Here is a 14,227-nt window from a genome sequence, read left to right as displayed (position 1 = left end):
ACCATGTGTCGGAAACCGTGTGTCTAAAAAAACCATGTACGCGATTCCCCGCACGTCGAACATGTGCGGCGAATCACCAAGGCCGTACGGCGGAACTCCCGGGATTGGGGGTTGCGGGATTCCCGGACGGCTGCGTGTCGTCGGGGGAGGCCGATTGCTGATTCGCCTTGAGCATCGCCTCGACCTTGTCGCGCTGCTCCTGGCTCAGGCCGTCGCTCTGCTTGCCGTTGCCGAGAGTGCCCTTGCCGGTAGTGCCATTGACGTTGGCCTGCCCCTCCGCCTGCTGCCTGACGATTTCCTGGCTTGTGCGCGTGGTCAGGGTTTTGGAGATCTGGGAATTGGCGTGAATCGCCGATTTGACTTGCGGAAGCAACAGGAACCCGAAGGCCCCGGCGTCGTTGAACTGCGCGTCGGTCTGCTGCTGACGGGTTTTGAGCGCGTCCAGATCCGTGTTGGGCGCAGCTGCGGATTTGAGATTCGCATCGAGGGACTGGGTCGCCTGATTATAGGAGCGAACGGCGGTTATATTCAGTATGCACGCCGCTGCCACCGCTGCGAGCAACACCGCAAGAACAGCCAGTGCCACGCGTACGGCGAGCGGCGCACGCGCACGATGGCGTGTCGCATTGCTTCCTGTCACGTCCTTTTTCATCACAGTGACCTCCTTGACATGACGATCCATGCGCCCAGCTCCCAGATGAGCAGCGCCGCCGCAGCAATGGCGAAGGGCCATACGATCGGCGTGATGCGTTCTCGCCGCTTCGCGTCATCGGTCATCCGCCATCGACGAGAGGCTTTTGCGGAGACATGGCCGGCCACGGTCTTGCCCGGTCCCAGAATGATGCTCTGGCCGCCCAGCTCGTCGGCGATATCCTTGAGATTCTTCTCATCCATGACTGAAATGCCGGGCTGCCCGGTGTTCGGATCGATAACCCACTGTGGCGTGCCGTTCGAGGCATTGGGGTCTGTGCTGATCTGCGGTATCCTGCCGCCCTTCGTCGATCCAACTCCCAGCGTGAAGGCGTCGTCGAAGTACTGGCGCAACGAGGAATAGCTGCGTCGGGCCTTGGGCGAGGTCTGCTCGCCATCAGTGATGAGGTAGAGCACGAGGGCGTCCTGCGGGTGCTCGGCGCGGATGGATTTCGCGGTGAGCAGCAGCTGGTCGATCGGCGCGTCGAGGCGCGAGCCGGTGGATAGCGCCGTGGGCTCCACGGCCAGTGTGTCCGCCCAGTTGCGAATCGCCAAGGTGTCGGGCGTCAGCGGGACGTCCAGAGTGCCGCTGACGCCGAAGCGCAGAGCCGCGAAACTCGAATTCGGGTAGGAAGCCGTCAGATCGTTGGCCGCCTGCTTGGCCGCGTCGAGTCGTGATATGCCGCTCGCAGGCCCGTATGCGGCATCCTTCACACCCATCGACCCGGTGACATCGATGGCGAGCACGACATCGGTTGTGTTCACTGCGTGCGAAGTGATGGGCGTCGTCGTGCTGGGGGTCAGGGCCATCACGGCGACCAGCAGGCATAGCACCGCCCGGCGCACGCAGGCGGCAAGGGTCTCATCGCTGCGCGAGCGGCGGCGCATGTGCATGGCTACGGCCAGCACCGCGAAGGCGAGCATCACGACTGCTATCGCCGCGCCGAGCGGCCATCCCAGTGCGGGGGAGAGTGTCAGTGCGTTCATCGGCGCAACCTCCATGCCAAGCCAAGCCATGCGGCGAGCAGCACCGCCAGCGCCAGCGTCCACCAGCCGGGGGCATCGACCATCGCCGCGCGGGAGTTGGCACGGTTCGCGGTGTCCCTGCGTCGTTCGATGTCGCGCACCAGCTCATTGACCGACGAGCCGTCGCGCGTCGTGACGAAGGTACCGCCATGCGATTCGATCAGCGATTTCATCTGCACGGCCGGTTCGTCCCGCAGGCTTTCCTTGGGACCCGCATATAGGCCATCCACGCCTATATGCGCCTTCGCAGCCAAATCAAGCGCCTCGGCGAGCGTATAGGTGGGCTTGCTGGATACCACGTTATCGGTGGCCAGCACGATGGACGAGGCGCGGGCGCGTGCGGACCCGCCCGTTGGTGCGTTGCCATACGTGAAACCGGGGAGCATCGCGGCGCAGCTCACGACGCCGTCGCCGATCAGCGAGGTCTCGTCGGTGCGGTTCTGCGTGCCCTCGAGCCAATTCGCGATTTTCTGATAGTCGGCATCGCTCATATGATCGATATCGCTTTGCGTCTCGACTCCTTTGAGAATCGTGCTCGCCGTCTGAAGCTGCTTGGTGACCAAGGCATAGTCATCGGTCAGCGGGAAGACCGTGCGGGAGGTCGAATTGAAGATGCTCAGGCCGATGCGTTCGCCGCGGAAGCTGGAAACCAGCGACAGGTAGGTCTCGATCACCTCGCGGGCGTAGGGCAGCGTCGAGCCCGAGACATCGAGGCACAGCACGATGTCCCGGTTGCCGGCGCGTTCCTCGCCCTGATCGACTTGCGAAGGGCGCGCCACCAGTGCGACCGATACGGCCAGCGCCGCAACCAGCACCGCGCAGGCCAATCGCCCCAGCGTGCGCCATAGGCGCAGCTGCTGCGAGGCATGCTCTCCGCTCAGTGCGTCGTCAAGATCGAAGACCTGGGGTCCGTCGGCATCATGGCGCCGACGCGACGCGCCGAAGACGATGGCGATGATGATAACGGCCAGCGCCAGAAGCGCCGCGACCAGTGCGGCCAGTGGCCATTGCCAAGACAGCATCAGCGCCACCTTTCCACAAGCCGGGACACCCATTCGCAGGCCTGCTCCACCGACGTATCGCGCGCCTGCGCATTGATCGCGTCGTCGGCGAACTGGGGCGGGTAGAGCGCTGCTATGGTCTGCCGCAGCAGCTCCAATCCGCGGCGCTGCGTACCGGGCAAGGTGCGCCGATTGAGCTCAAGCAGGGTCTGCGTGCTCAGGTCTGAGCCGCTGGCCGTGGAAGCATAGTCCCGTGCGATTCGGGCCAGTTCGTCGAAGGATTCGTCGCGGGTGAGCTCGCCACGCTGATGGCGTGCAAGCACCTCGTTGATCTTGGCCCGCCATGCGGTCTTGCCGCTGGCTCCGCTATGCGCGCCAGCGGCCTTGAGCTGCTTGTCGGCGCGACGAGGACGCGAAAGCATCACCACCAGCGCGATTGCGGCAATTGCCAGCGCGAGGCTGGCGATCAATACGATCAGCAGAGGCTCGTAGGCCGACAGCTGCTGCGCGGGATGCAGGTCCTGAGGATTCAAGGCAGCAAGCGTCATTGTTTCCGCACCCCCTGAACCTGCAACGGCCTACGTGCGCCGGCTGCAAGATAGCTGCCCGCCGAGCGCGTCAGCGCGAACGAGATCATGGAGACGAAGCGCGCGAACATCGCCTCGCTGGAACCGGCGCGTATAAGCGTCGAGCCGCAGACCGCCAGCTCGTGCTCCAATGCGGCGGCCAGAAAATCGCGATGCGTTGTCACCTCCTGCGCACCCTGCACATCGCGCAGGAACGCCGGTACGCGACGGCGCGAAACCCCGTCGATGACGCGGTCACTTGCTTCTGCATCGAGTGGGTTGAGCGTCGCCACGTCGATGAGCACCACCGGATGCGTGCGCGCGATGGAGCGAATCGTGCGCAGATGACGTTCGCGCAGCGCATGCTCGTCAGTGGCCAGCACGATCAGCGCCTCACGGTCCCGGATGCGCCGGGCGTAGCTCAGCAGCGCGTCGATGTTGCGCGGCTGCCGCCAGTCGCGCTCGAGCGCGGCGTCAAGCGTGCGTTCGAACTGCGCGAAGCCTCCGTGGAAGGGCACTCGGGTGATCGACGCCGCGTCGGCGAATACCAGGGAGACGTCATCCGAGCGTTTCAGGCTCAGCCCGGCGAACATGCACAGGGCGTTGGCGGCGACCTGATAGGCCGTTTCCCCCGAGGGGCAGGCGCCGCACATCTCTCGCCCGACATCAAGCAGCAGCCACGCCCGCGAGGTGACCAGCCGCTCGCGCTGCACGACCATGGGCTGGCCCGCGCGAGCGCTCGTCTTCCAATCGATGAGCCGCGCCTCGTCCTCAATCGTGTAGGAGCGAATATCCATCACATCGTCGCTGCCGAAGCGTCGGTGCGACGTGTGCTCTCCTTCCACGACGCCGAGCGCTCTGCGCACCGTGGGCAGCGTGAGCGAGCCTGCAAGTGCCTCGATGCGTCGGCGGGTCGAAGCGCTCGCAGGTTGTGGCCTGCCAAGCTGCGCTGTACCTTTGCCCGTCTCGCCCCTGCCAGTGCGTGCTGTGCCGAATCGTGTCCCAAAACTCATGGAACCGGCACCGCTTCCAGCACCGAATCGACGACCTGATCGGCCGACACGCCGTCGGCCATCGCCTCGAAGGTCAGCACGATGCGGTGGCGCAGCACCTCATGCGCGAAGGACTTGACGTCCTCGGGGATGACATAGTCGCGCCCTGCCAGCAGTGCGTTCGCCTGACCGATGCGCACCAGGGCGATCGAGGCGCGGGGGCTGGCACCCAGCCGCACCAATGCAGCCAGATCGCGCAGCGGGTTCGTGCCAGTGCCGCGCGAAGTCGCCGCGAGATCGACCGCGTAGCGCATGATCGAATCCGAAACATGCACCCGGCGAGCGCAGGAGCGCAGGAACTCCACATCTTGGATGGAGAGCACATCGCGATTCAGCGTCGAAGGGTCGATAGTGTCCGAGCCGCGGCGCGTGAGCATATCCAGCATGCGCTCCTCTTCATCGGCCGTGGGGTAGGTCATGACCGCCTTCATCATGAAGCGGTCCATCTGCGCCTCAGGCAGGGTGAAAGTGCCCTCCTCCTCGATCGGGTTCTGCGTGGCAATCACCATGAACGGCTTCGGCAGCGCGATGCGTTCGCCGCCGATGGTCGTAGCGCCCTCGGCCATGGCTTCGAGCATGGCCGACTGCGTTTTCGCATTCGAGCGGTTAATTTCGTCCAGCAGCACGAAGTTGGCGTGGATCGGGCCGATCTGCGTGCTGAAGCGCTGCTTGGAGAAATCGAAGACCTGCGTGCCGACCAGATCGGAGGGCATGAGATCCGGCGTGCACTGGACGCGCTTGAACGTGCCCGACACCGAAGTGGCCAGGGTCTGGGCGGCCGTCGTCTTGGCCAGGCCAGGCACCGACTCGATCAGGATATGGCCGCCGGCGGCCAGCGTGACGATCAGGGATTCACGCAGGGTCTCCTGGCCGACGAGGGTCTGGGCGAAGCGTGTGCGAAGCCGGTCCGCCAGCACTCGTGCGCGACTCAGATCCTCGGCGGCGAGCGGGCGGGGCAGCCCTGGCGCAAGACCCTGCTGCGCAAGGCCGGGCTGTTCGGGCATATGTGGTGGGGAGGGGATTAACGGCATGATTTCACTCTATCCGACGGTTGGTTGCAATGGTATTGGTTGCATCAGTTTTGGTTGCACTGAAGTTGCAATGAATATTGAGGAATACAGGTTATGGAAATGCAGTGTGCAGGCATGGCAGTCCTCATGGGTACGGTTTCTCGCAGTACGGCATTCCACGCATTGTAGCGGCTACGGGCGAGAGGGAGCCGAAGGCAGCGCCCAGTCGACGGCCGTGGCTCCCATCGAGACCAACGCCTGATTGGCCTTGGAGAAGGGACGCGAGCCGAAGAATCCGCGCGAGGCGGACAGCGGGCTGGGATGTGGAGATTTGATGACGACTGCGTTGGTGAGCAGCGGTTCCAAACTTTGCGCATTGCGTCCCCACAGAATCGCCACAAGCGGCTGCGGACGTCCCTGATCGTCCGTTCTGGCGTTCAGCGCCCGGATGGCCTGATCGGTGACGCTCTCCCAGCCTTTGCCCTGATGGCTGTTGGGGCGTCCCGCCTGCACGGTCAGGCATCGGTTGAGCAGCATCACCCCCTGGTGGGTCCACGGCGTCAAATCCCCATTATCGGGCATCGGCAGGCCCAGATCGTCGCCAAGCTCCTTGTATATATTGATAAGGCTCTTGGGCAGCGGCCGCACGTCCGGTGCCACGCTAAAGCTCAGGCCTACCGGATTTCCGGGGGTGGGGTAGGGATCCTGCCCCACGATCAGCACTTTGATGCTGTCGAATGGGATGGTGAAGGCGCGCAGGATGTTTTTGCTCGCCGGGAGGTAGTGCCGTCCCTGGGCTAGTTCGCCGCGCAGAAAATCCCCCATGCGGTGGACTTCGGGCTCGACGTCGGCAAGAGCCGTCGCCCATCCTGAGTCGATGAGCGCGGACAGCGGCTTGACATTCGTATGGGTCATAACCACCACTGTAGTAGCTGCCTACCGAGCTGCATGCCTGGCACCACGGTACTCGCGAGTCGCCTTGGCGGGTTGCGCCGGGTTTATTCGGCCTTCGGGTCGCGTTACACTCGGTGAGTACTAGCAGGCCCGGCATAGTGCATGGCCGGCGCAGTGGTTCAGGAAGTAATGGCTTAGGAAAGGGACGTGGCATGGCGCGCAGGAAAGAGAATGCAGTGGACTCCTACGAGAAGGATGCGTTCGACACGCCTCCGGCCGGTCCAGTCGGCGTGCATCGCGGCAAGCGGTCGTTCTCGCGCAGGGCGATGCCATTCGTCGCAGTCGTTATTCTGGCCGCGCTGGCCGGGCTGCTCGTGTGGGGAATCTACTCCGGCGAGATCGCCAAGATTCATATGCCTTGGCAGCCTTCGGCCACGTCGTCGCAGTCGGCAAGTGCGCCGGCCAAGTCGTCGTCATCGGCGGCCCCATCCACGTCCGCGCCGGCCACGGCATCGCAGAGTCCCAGCGCCTCGCCTTCGCAGCCAGCGCAGACCTCGCAGCCGGCTCCGCAGCAAACTGTTAACAAGTCCGCTGCCGTACAGGTGCTTAATGGCACCGGCGTCACGGGCTATGCCGGGCGGCAGGCCGCCACGCTCAGGCAGAGCGGCTACGCCAGCGTGACCGCCAGCACGTACTCCATGGGGCAGCCTCCTGCCGCCTCGGTGGTGTGGTATCAGAACGAAACCGATAAGGCCACCGCGCAGGACGTGGCCAGCACGCTGGGCATCGCCAACGTCGAGCAGTCCGCGCAGATCGGCACGCCGGTTGTCGTCGTGCTGATGAGCTAGGCAGGCGCAGGGCCGCGCGGCGTCGAGGGGAGCCGCCGTCAGTCCCTCGGCGAGCCGTTCGGCGTTTCTCTCGGGGCCTACCGTTACAATGTCTTTCAGCGGCGAGGTGGAAAGTCCGGAATCAATCGGGTTTTCTGTATGTATTCGCGGCTACTCGAACGAGAGATGATAATTATGGCACAAGGCACTGTTAAGTTCTTCAATGCAGGCAAGGGATATGGCTTCATCAGCCCTGACGATGGTAGCGAGGACGTGTTCGTGCACTATTCCGCTATCCAGAGCAACGGCTTCAAGAAGCTCGATGACGGAGACAAGGTTGAATTCGAATCCGAGCAGGGCCCCAAGGGTCTGCAGGCCACGAGCGTGGTGAAGCTCTGATTTGACGATTGCGTCTGTGCCGTCTGGCAATACTGTCGTTCAGTAGCGCTGAGGTGTAACGGAATCGATACCAAATATCTGTGAGGACCCCGACCGATGTGGTCGGGGTCCTTTGCGTTGTGCTGCGGGCTGTGGGGGTTATGGGGCTATGAGGGTTATAGGAGCTTTTGAGCTGGGTTATCGTGCAGCAGTGCACTGATGCCCGGGCGGTGCCGTGCACGGGAAGCGTGCGATTTTCTTGCCAACAGCGCAATCGGCAGACTCGTGTTGGCACTCGACGGGGCTGAGTGCTAATCTCCCAATTAGCACTTGGAGCCTGAGAGTGATAATCGGCAGCTGACGGCTGGTCATTGCTTCTGGGTTCGGTGTGGAAATGTCCCATGTAGCCATATGTGGAGGAACAATGGCAAAAATTATTGCATATGACGAGGAAGCTCGTCAGGGTATGCTCGCGGGCCTCGATAAGCTCGCCGATACCGTCAAGGTGACTCTTGGACCTAAGGGCCGCAATGTGGTGCTCGATAAGAGCTACGGCGCGCCGACCATCACGAATGATGGCGTGTCGATCGCCAAGGAGATCGAGCTTGAGGATCCGTACGAGCGCATCGGCGCCGAACTGGTCAAGGAAGTCGCCAAGAAGACCGACGACGTGGCTGGCGACGGCACCACGACCGCAACCGTGCTCGCGCAGTCTCTCGTGCATGAGGGCCTGAAGAACGTGGTTGCCGGCTCGAACCCGATCGCACTGCGCCGGGGCATCGAAAAGGCGTCCGACACCATCGTCAAGGAGCTGATCGCTTCCGCTAAGGAAGTCGAGACCAAGGAGCAGATCGCCGCCACCGCAACGATCTCCGCCTCTGATCCGGAAGTCGGCGAGCAGATCGCCGAAGCACTCGACAAGGTCGGCGAGGATGGCGTGGTCACCGTCGAAGACAACAACCGCTTCGGCCTGGACCTCGAGTTCACCGAGGGCATGCGTTTCGACAAGGGCTATATTGCCCCCTACTTCGTCACGAACGCCGACGAGCAGACCGCCGTGCTTGAGGAGCCTTACATTCTGCTCACCTCCGGCAAGCTTTCGAGCCAGCAGGATGTCGTGCACATCGCCGAGCTGGTCATGAAGACCGGCAAGCCGCTGCTGATCATCGCCGAGGATGTCGACGGCGAGGCGCTGCCGACCCTGATTCTCAACAAGATCCGCGGCACCTTCAACTCCTGCGCCGTCAAGGCCCCGGGCTTCGGCGACCGCCGCAAGGCGATGCTGCAGGATATGGCCATCCTGACCGGCGCGCAGGTCGTGTCCGATGAGCTGGGCTTGAAGCTCGAGTCCATCGACGTCTCCGTGCTGGGCACTGCCAAGAAGGTCATCGTCTCCAAGGACGAGACCACCATCGTCTCCGGCGGCGGTTCCAAGGACGAGGTCGATGCTCGCGTCTCCCAGATTCGCGGCGAGATCGAGAACACCGATTCCGACTACGACCGTGAGAAACTGCAGGAGCGTCTGGCCAAGCTGGCCGGCGGCGTGGCAGTCATCAAGGTCGGCGCGGCCACCGAGGTCGAGGCCAAGGAGCGCAAGCACCGCATCGAGGATGCCGTGCGCAACGCCAAGGCCGCCATCGAAGAGGGCCTGCTGCCGGGAGGCGGCGTGGCGCTGGTTCAGGCTGCCAAGAAGGCTGAGGAATCCGCTGACATCACCTCGCTGACCGATGAAGAGGCCACAGGCGCTGCCATCGTGTTCCGCGCCGTCGAGGCCCCGATCAAGCAGATCGCCGAGAACTCCGGCGTCTCCGGCGACGTGGTGCTCAACAAGGTGCGCGAGCTGCCCGAAGGCGAAGGCTTCAATGCGGCAACGAACGACTACGAGAACCTGCTTGCCGCAGGTGTCGCCGACCCGGTGAAGGTGACTCGCTCCGCGCTGCAGAACGCGGCGTCCATCGCCGGCCTGTTCCTGACGACTGAAGCCGTGGTTGCCAACAAGCCGGAGCCGCCGGCTGCGGCACCGGCCCCGGGCGCTGACATGGGCTACTAAAGCCCAGTCAGGCGAGCCGAGCCGACTCAGGCGCAATCCAATAGGCCTGAGTCGATGAATGGCAAGCCGTTGTGATGAACGGCGCATGCGAGGTCCCGATCCGAAAGGGTCGGGACCTCGTCATATGCGGTCATATGCTGCTATGCGCGGTCACATGCGCAGGATTATATTCATCAGTAGGCGAACAGATGCGATGCCTGGGCTTCGGCGTCCGCGTACACTCCCGAAGCCTGCGTCAGCGCGTTCTGGATGGATTCGAGCGAGGCCTCCATCTGCTGCTGGGATGCCCGCCATTGCTCGGCCACGGCGGAGAACTGCGTTGATGCCGCGCCTTTCCACACGCCCTGCAGTGCGGCGAGGTTGGCATACATGCCCGCCACTGCCTCCCTGATCGATGCAACGGATGCGGACACCGCCGCGCTTGAGGATTGGATCTCTTCCGAGTCGACTTGATACTGTGCCATGATGGCTCCTTTGCTTGGGTTGATATGTTGTCTGGCGGTCGGGCTGGTGGAACCCGGCCGCTACTCTAGAAGCTATGCGAATGACGAAGAACAGGTACGGAAAAACGGGTGATGTGGTCGAACGCTTGCCGATTTTGGCATGCTTCGGCGTGTCACGGCCATTCGACGCCAAAAGCCGTGCGGTTCGGCAACGAATCGCTGGATTGTGGATCACTGTGTTGCGAATCATTGGGTTGCGGATTGCTGGGCAGCAGGTGACCGGGCGTCTTAAGAAACCGTCCACATTCAGCGCTGCGGCACTGCTCCTGATTGCCGTGCTGCTGCTCTGCGTCATGCCGGTCGGAACTGCCTTCGCCGATAGCGGCCAGGGCACGCCGCCTCAGATAACCGCCACCGACAACATCACCGATACACAGAATCTGCTCGGAGACAATGTCGCCGCAGTCACCGACGCCATCAACAAGACGAAGAGTGAGTCGGGCGTCACTGTCAAATTGCTGTACATCGAGTCCTTCGGCAACAATGCGAAGCCGGATAAATGGGCTTCGGACGTACTGGAATCGACCAAGCCCGCGCCCAATACGGTTATGCTTGCCGTTGCATCGGGAGACGGCAATCTCGTGGTCGTGGTCTCGCCGAAATCCGACGAATGGCTCAGCAGCAAGAAGACGGCCGATGCGCTTTCGCAGGCGGCTCTTGAACCGCTGACTGCCAAGGACACGCCGGACTGGTCCGGCTCTGCCATCGCGATGATGAACGAGCTCGATACGCTCAGCAAAACCTCGACGTCCAGCGGGGCGTCCCGCATCGGCGTGGGCCTGATGGTCGCCATTCCCGTAGTGCTACTGGCAGTGGTCGTCGCGGCGATCGTGCTGCGTCGTCGGCGTGCTGCGGCGGCCGGCGAATCGGCGTCAGCGGATGTGGCGGGCGACACTGCGGTGGCCGACATCGCCGTATCTGACACTGCTGCGTCTGACGTTGCTGTGCCTGATGAGGCCACGCCTGACGTTGCGATACTTAGCGATACAGGGGACACCGCTACGGAGCCTGCTGCGGCACCGGATGAGCCGAGGCGACGTGGCGGGCGGCATCGGCGGTGATGACTAGCTGCGCAGCATCTCCCAACGGTGTTGTACCGCAAAATTCAGCGGGCATTCAGGAAACCCCCAGCACTACGAGCAAAGCTGAACGGTATGAGCAATTCCATAGAAGCATCGATCGTTGTCGTGGACGATGAGCCCTCCATCAGGGAGCTGCTTGTCGCCTCTTTGCATTTCTCGGGTTTCGAGGTCGAGACGGCCGCATCCGGTTCGGCTGCCATCGAGGTCATCGAGAAAACCATGCCTGACCTGATCGTTCTGGATGTCATGCTGCCTGATATCGACGGCTTTACCGTGACCCGTCGCATCCGGCAGGAGGGCATCACCGCCCCGGTGCTGTTCCTCACGGCCCGTGACGACACGCAGGACAAGGTCATGGGGCTGACAGTGGGCGGCGACGACTACGTTACCAAGCCTTTCAGCCTTGAGGAGGTCGTGGCGCGCATCCGCGCCATACTGCGCCGCACCCGTGACGAAATAGAGGACGACCCCATCATCCGGGTCGCCGATCTCGAGATCAACGAGGATTCGCACGACGTGTCGCGTGCCGGGCAGAGCATCGACCTGAGCCCGACCGAATACAAGTTGCTGCGCTATCTCATGGACAATGAGGGACGTGTGCTGTCCAAGGCGCAGATCCTCGATCACGTCTGGCAGTACGACTGGGGCGGCGACGCGGCCATTGTGGAGTCCTACATCTCCTATCTGCGCAAGAAGGTCGACGGGCTCGAGGTCGATGACGGCCAGGGCGGCAAGCACAAGGTGGTGCCGCTTATCGAAACCAAGCGCGGCATCGGCTACATGATTCGCGAGCCGAAGACGAGTCAGGCCGCCTGATGACGGCCGAGGGCGGCGCGCCGGTCGATTCGCATATGTTCGACTGGTTTCGTTCGACGGCTCGTCGGCGTCTCGACGCCGTGCCGCTGAGCACTAAGCTGCTGGCCTGCATGCTGGTGCTGCTGCTCGTCGGCACAGTGGGCATTTCCCTGTCGATTCGGCAGCTGGTGAGCAAATACCTGCTGGACAAAACCGACACGCAGCTGAGCCAGCAGGCCGAGCTGGTCTACAACAACGTCGATCTGCTGCGCCACAAGGACACGAATCAGGTTGCGGCCGGGCCGACCGACTACTTCCTGCAGATACGCGACACCCATAACGCGGTGGTCGGCGATGCGCTGGTGCCCACGCTCAAGGAAGGCGTCGTCTCGGTGCCCACGTTGCCGCCTGACGGCTCGATGGGCAGCGTGGAGCTCAACAAGCCCTTCACCGCGCCGGCGGTGGTGAGAATGGGCGGTCCGCAGACCTCGCGCAGCACCATGGTGGCGGCGCAGGCCCCGTGGCGCGTGCTGGCGCTGCGGTGGGTCGCAAAAGTGGACGACAACACCACCAATGTGGGCGGCGTCGTTTACATCGGCTTGTCGTTAAGCGATCAGATCGATACGGTCAACCGACTGACGCGCTATTGCACGCTGGTGAGCATCATCATCGTGCTGCTTGGCGGTGTGATTGCCTCCCTGCTGATTCAGCAGACGCTCAATCCTTTGAAGCGCATCGAGAAGACCGCCGCGAAAATCGCCGCTGGAGACTTGAGCCAGCGCGTCCCCTCGGCACCGGAGAACACCGAGGTCGGTTCGCTCGCCGCGTCGCTGAACATCATGCTGGCGCGCATCGAGCGCAGCTTCCGTGAGCAGGAGGAGACCACGGAGAAGATGAAGCGCTTCGTCTCCGATGCCAGTCATGAGCTGCGCACGCCGCTGGCGACGATACACGGCTACTCCGAGCTGTACGCGATGCAGCGCGACACGCCGGGGGCGTTGGAGCGTGCCGACGAATCCATAGCCCATATCGAAGCCTCAAGCTCGCGGATGACTCTGCTCGTCGAGGATCTGCTCTCGCTGGCGAGGCTTGACGAGGGGCGCGGCATCGACATCACCCAGCGGGTGCAGCTGACCATTCTGCTGGCCGACGCGGCTGACGACCTGCATGCGCTGGATCCCGATCGCGGCATCACCCGCGGCGTCGTGCGGCTGGGCAGCGGGCCGGGTGAGTCCTACCTGCGCTTCGAGCAGGGCGACATGCCGCAGGTGACGCTGAAAGGCGACGGCTCGCGGCTGCGTCAGGTGATCACCAATATCGTAGGCAATATTCATCGCTACACCCCTGCCGATTCGCCGGTCGAAGTGGCCTTGGGCGTGCTCCCGGCTTCCATCGAGCTTGGCCGACTCTCCTCCATGGCCTCCGATGCGGCGTCCCTGCGACGCTTCATCGAGGCCGCAGAAGTGGGGCAGTCGCTGCGCAATGGCATGGATTATGCCGTGGTGCGTTTCATCGATCACGGGCCGGGCGTCCCTGAATCCTCGCAATCCCAGATCTTCGAGCGCTTCTACACCGCCGACCCGTCGCGTGCCCGCCAGAAGGGAGGCACAGGGCTGGGCATGTCGATTGCCCAGTCCGTCGTCAAAGCGCATCACGGCTTCATCTGCGCCTCCACGTCTCAAGGCGGCGGTCTGACGCTCACCGTCGTGCTCCCCACTGGCGCCAATCATGTCAACCCTGAGCAGGCGGCTGAACGGGAAGGCGCAGGGGCCAAGACAAAGGGAAAGCCGAAGCCGGAGAAACGCTCAAAAAGAAGCAAGGAGCCGAAAGCCACCAAGTAATGGCAGTGCGCCTGCAGCGCAGGAGCCGCGATGCATGGCCGGGGTTGCGCTAAACTGGTGTGTTGATTCGCGGGATGCGCAGAAGATCCCGCAAGAGCGATGAGACGAGTGAGGTGTTGATATGCCCAGCGGACGGGTGCGTTGGTTTGACGCGAACAAAGGGTACGGGTTCATCACGGGTGACGACGGCAAGGACGTGTTCCTGCCGTCAGCGGCGCTGCCTGCCGATGCGGCGGCACCGCGCAAGGGTGCTAAGGTCGAATTCTCGGTTGCTGATGGGCGCAAGGGGCCGCAAGCCATGAATGTCACCTTTGCCGCGCCGGCGCCTTCACTGGTCAGGGCGACCCGGCCCAAGGCCGATGATATGGCCGCCATCGTCGAGGACCTGATCAAGCTGCTTGATTCCGCAGGCAACGGCCTGCGCCGCCACCGATATCCGTCGGCGACGGATAGCAGGAAACTGGCTACGCTGCTGCGCGCTGTGGCCGACGACTTCGATGTGCAGGACTGAG

Annotated in this window: 15 protein-coding genes; 7 read left to right on the top strand and 8 right to left on the bottom strand. The window is 63.2% G+C overall.

Translation table 11 applies throughout. The features are described 5' to 3' along the window. Positions 1 to 73: 73 nt before the first annotated feature. From DDF78_RS07870 to DDF78_RS07840, 7 genes are all read right to left on the bottom strand, one after another. Positions 74 to 652 (bottom strand): DUF6466 family protein, encoded by a 579-nt coding sequence (locus DDF78_RS07870; RefSeq protein WP_237564612.1) that lies wholly within the window; start codon positions 650 to 652, stop codon positions 74 to 76. After that, entirely contained in the window at positions 652 to 1,677 is a 1,026-nt protein-coding gene (locus DDF78_RS07865) for a vWA domain-containing protein (RefSeq protein ID WP_152581398.1), read from the bottom strand. Before DDF78_RS07865 ends, DDF78_RS07870 begins: the two co-directional genes overlap by 1 nt. Continuing rightward, entirely contained in the window at positions 1,674 to 2,741 is a 1,068-nt protein-coding gene (locus DDF78_RS07860; protein ID WP_152581444.1) for a VWA domain-containing protein, read from the bottom strand. Before DDF78_RS07860 ends, DDF78_RS07865 begins: the two co-directional genes overlap by 4 nt. Beyond that, the gene (locus tag DDF78_RS07855) at positions 2,738 to 3,265 is read right to left on the bottom strand and encodes a hypothetical protein (RefSeq protein WP_152581399.1); all 528 of its coding nucleotides are present in this window, start codon (positions 3,263 to 3,265) and stop codon (positions 2,738 to 2,740) included. The genes DDF78_RS07860 and DDF78_RS07855 overlap by 4 nt, the downstream gene beginning before the upstream one ends. Further along, positions 3,262 to 4,296: a DUF58 domain-containing protein gene (locus DDF78_RS07850; RefSeq protein ID WP_152581400.1), complete on the bottom strand. Its 1,035-nt coding sequence runs from the start codon at positions 4,294 to 4,296 to the stop codon at positions 3,262 to 3,264. The genes DDF78_RS07855 and DDF78_RS07850 overlap by 4 nt, the downstream gene beginning before the upstream one ends. Further along, positions 4,293 to 5,366, bottom strand: coding sequence for an AAA family ATPase (locus DDF78_RS07845; RefSeq protein ID WP_152581401.1), 1,074 nt, complete (start codon positions 5,364 to 5,366; stop codon positions 4,293 to 4,295). Before DDF78_RS07845 ends, DDF78_RS07850 begins: the two co-directional genes overlap by 4 nt. A gap of 171 nt (positions 5,367 to 5,537) precedes the next feature. After that, on the bottom strand, positions 5,538 to 6,260 hold the full coding sequence (locus DDF78_RS07840; protein ID WP_152581402.1) for a uracil-DNA glycosylase: 723 nt from the start codon (positions 6,258 to 6,260) through the stop codon (positions 5,538 to 5,540). 191 nt (positions 6,261 to 6,451) lie between these two features. Between DDF78_RS07840 and DDF78_RS07835 the strand changes: the two genes are divergently transcribed. The 3 genes from DDF78_RS07835 to groL all read left to right on the top strand — a co-directional run bounded on the left by DDF78_RS07835 (position 6,452) and on the right by groL (position 9,494). Then, positions 6,452 to 7,087, top strand: coding sequence for a LytR C-terminal domain-containing protein (locus DDF78_RS07835; RefSeq protein ID WP_152581403.1), 636 nt, complete (start codon positions 6,452 to 6,454; stop codon positions 7,085 to 7,087). 174 nt (positions 7,088 to 7,261) lie between these two features. Next, positions 7,262 to 7,465 (top strand): cold-shock protein, encoded by a 204-nt coding sequence (locus tag DDF78_RS07830; RefSeq protein WP_024463733.1) that lies wholly within the window; start codon positions 7,262 to 7,264, stop codon positions 7,463 to 7,465. Positions 7,466 to 7,868: 403 nt separating this feature from the next. Further along, a complete protein-coding gene (gene groL, locus DDF78_RS07820; RefSeq protein WP_152581405.1) occupies positions 7,869 to 9,494 on the top strand; it encodes a chaperonin GroEL in 1,626 nt (541 codons plus the stop codon). Positions 9,495 to 9,667: 173 nt separating this feature from the next. Here the strand turns inward: groL and DDF78_RS07815 are convergent, their stop codons facing one another. After that, the gene (locus DDF78_RS07815) at positions 9,668 to 9,958 is read right to left on the bottom strand and encodes a WXG100 family type VII secretion target (protein WP_152581406.1); all 291 of its coding nucleotides are present in this window, start codon (positions 9,956 to 9,958) and stop codon (positions 9,668 to 9,670) included. An 80-nt stretch (positions 9,959 to 10,038) separates the two neighbouring features. Here DDF78_RS07815 and DDF78_RS07810 point away from each other — a divergent pair, with 80 nt between their 5' ends. From DDF78_RS07810 to DDF78_RS07795, 4 genes are all read left to right on the top strand, one after another. Beyond that, positions 10,039 to 11,058 carry a TPM domain-containing protein gene (locus tag DDF78_RS07810; RefSeq protein ID WP_152581407.1) on the top strand — a complete coding sequence of 340 codons (1,020 nt, stop codon included), beginning with the start codon at positions 10,039 to 10,041 and terminating at the stop codon, positions 11,056 to 11,058. A 93-nt stretch (positions 11,059 to 11,151) separates the two neighbouring features. Continuing rightward, complete coding sequence (locus DDF78_RS07805) at positions 11,152 to 11,895, top strand: response regulator transcription factor (RefSeq protein WP_152581408.1); 744 nt, start codon at positions 11,152 to 11,154, stop codon at positions 11,893 to 11,895. A gap of 35 nt (positions 11,896 to 11,930) precedes the next feature. After that, positions 11,931 to 13,715 (top strand): sensor histidine kinase, encoded by a 1,785-nt coding sequence (locus tag DDF78_RS07800; protein WP_152581445.1) that lies wholly within the window; start codon positions 11,931 to 11,933, stop codon positions 13,713 to 13,715. Positions 13,716 to 13,836: 121 nt separating this feature from the next. Continuing rightward, complete coding sequence (locus tag DDF78_RS07795; RefSeq protein WP_152581409.1) at positions 13,837 to 14,226, top strand: cold-shock protein; 390 nt, start codon at positions 13,837 to 13,839, stop codon at positions 14,224 to 14,226. The last annotated feature ends 1 nt before the right edge of the window (position 14,227 follow it).

The sequence above is a fragment of the Bifidobacterium tibiigranuli genome, from assembly GCF_009371885.1.
Classification (GTDB): Bacteria; Actinomycetota; Actinomycetes; order Actinomycetales; family Bifidobacteriaceae; genus Bifidobacterium; species Bifidobacterium tibiigranuli.
The sequence above is the reverse complement of the archived record's forward strand: the minus strand, read 5'-3'. Positions and strand labels throughout refer to the sequence as shown.